General features: G+C 64.2%; 1 protein-coding gene. It reads right to left on the bottom strand.

The features are described 5' to 3' along the window. Positions 1-769, bottom strand: a 769-nt coding sequence (locus A5645_RS28255) for an ATP-binding protein (protein WP_436405523.1), incomplete at both ends; no start/stop codon positions are given.

Here is a 769-nt window from a genome sequence, read left to right as displayed (position 1 = left end):
CTCGTAGTCGGTCCGGGCCGGGGCGTCGAGCCGGGCGGCGATCGCGGTGTAGTGGTCGCAATGGCGGGACCGCACCGTGTCGGCTTCACCGGATTCGCTGAGTTTCTCTAATGCGTACTGGCGCACGGTTTCCAGCAGTCGGTACCGGGTGTGACCGCTGCTGTTGTCGGCGACGACGAGGGATTTGTCGACGAGAAGGGTGAGTTGATCCAGCACTTGATACCGCTCGATCACATCTCCACCGCACACGAATTGTGCTGCGGGAAGGTCGAATCCGCTATAGAAAACGGCCAGCCGGCGGAACAGGACGCGCTCGGTCTCGGTGAGCAGTGCGTGCGACCAGTCCACCGAGGCCCGCAGTGTCTGCTGGCGACGCACCGCGGTACGGGAACCGCCGGTCAGTAATCGGAAGCGGTCATGCAGACTGTCGACGATCTCGGTCAGCGATAACGCCCGCACCCGCGCGGCGGCGAGTTCAATCGCCAAGGGCATGCCGTCCAGACGACGGCAGATCTCGGCCACCTGTGCGCTGTTGTCGGCGGTGACCGTGAATTCTGGTCTGGCCAGCCGGGCACGTTCGGCGAACAGTTCCACCGCCTCATCGGCCAGCGACAACGACGGCACCTGCCACGTCGCCTCACCGGGAATATTGACCGGCTCCCTGCTGGTTGCCAAAACGGTCAGGCGCGGGGCCCCAGCCAAGAGAGTCGCGAGAAGGGTGGCGCAGGCATCCAGCAGGTGCTCGCAATTGTCCAAAACGATCAGCATG

Origin of the sequence: Mycobacterium asiaticum, assembly GCF_001673635.1 — a bacterium.
GTDB classification, from domain to species: domain Bacteria; phylum Actinomycetota; class Actinomycetes; order Mycobacteriales; family Mycobacteriaceae; genus Mycobacterium; species Mycobacterium asiaticum_C.
The sequence above is the reverse complement of the archived record's forward strand: the minus strand, read 5'-3'. Positions and strand labels throughout refer to the sequence as shown.